Annotated in this window: 1 pseudogene; it reads left to right on the top strand. The window is 68.9% G+C overall.

The window, feature by feature from the left end:
• Window positions 1-704 (top strand): annotated as a pseudogene (locus tag FMEAI12_RS11430) (IS5 family transposase); the annotation flags it as partial.
• Window positions 705-714: the final 10 nt, after the last annotated feature.

Raw genomic sequence — 714 nt, 5'->3', positions numbered from 1 at the left:
GAGGATCGGGCGGTGTTCACCGCGGTGGTCTACGTGCTGACCTCGGGGTGTGCCTGGCGGCATCTGCCGGCCGAGTTCGGGGTGTCGGTGCCCACGGCGCACCGTCGGTTCCAGGCCTGGACCCGGGCGGGTGTCTGGCCCCGGCTGCATCGGAAGATCCTTGATCTGCACGGTGCGGCCGGGCAGGTCGACTGGTCGTCGGTGATCGTGGACGCGGCCAGTCTCCGCGCGAAAAAGGGGGAAGCCTGACCGGTCCGAACCCGGTCGATCGCGGCAAACCGGGCTCGAAAATCCATGTCCTGACCGACGGGGCCGGGTTGCCGCTGGTCGTGGCGGTCTCCACGGCGAACCTGCACGACAGCGGGGCCTTCGTCCCACTGGTGGCCAGTATCCCGGCGATCCGTTCCCGCCGCGGGCCGCGGCGACGCCGACCGGACAAGCTGCGGGCGGACAAGGCCTACGACCAGCCGGAACTGCGGCGTTTCCTGCGCCGGCGTGGTATCGCGGTACGTATCGCCCGGTGCGGGGTGGAGAGCACCGAACGTCTCGGCCGGCACAGGTGGAAGATCGAACGAACGATCGCGTGGCTTGACGGCTACCGCCGGCTGACCGTCCGCTACGAACGCAACGGCCGTAACTTCCTCGGATTCCTCTGCCTGGCCGCCGCGATCACCTGCTGGAAGAAACTCCCACACCCCACCTGAGACACGCTCT

Source organism: Parafrankia sp. Ea1.12 (assembly GCF_900465275.1).
GTDB lineage: Bacteria > Actinomycetota > Actinomycetes > Frankiales > Frankiaceae > Parafrankia > Parafrankia soli.
This window is presented reverse-complemented; position numbering and strand designations above follow the sequence as displayed.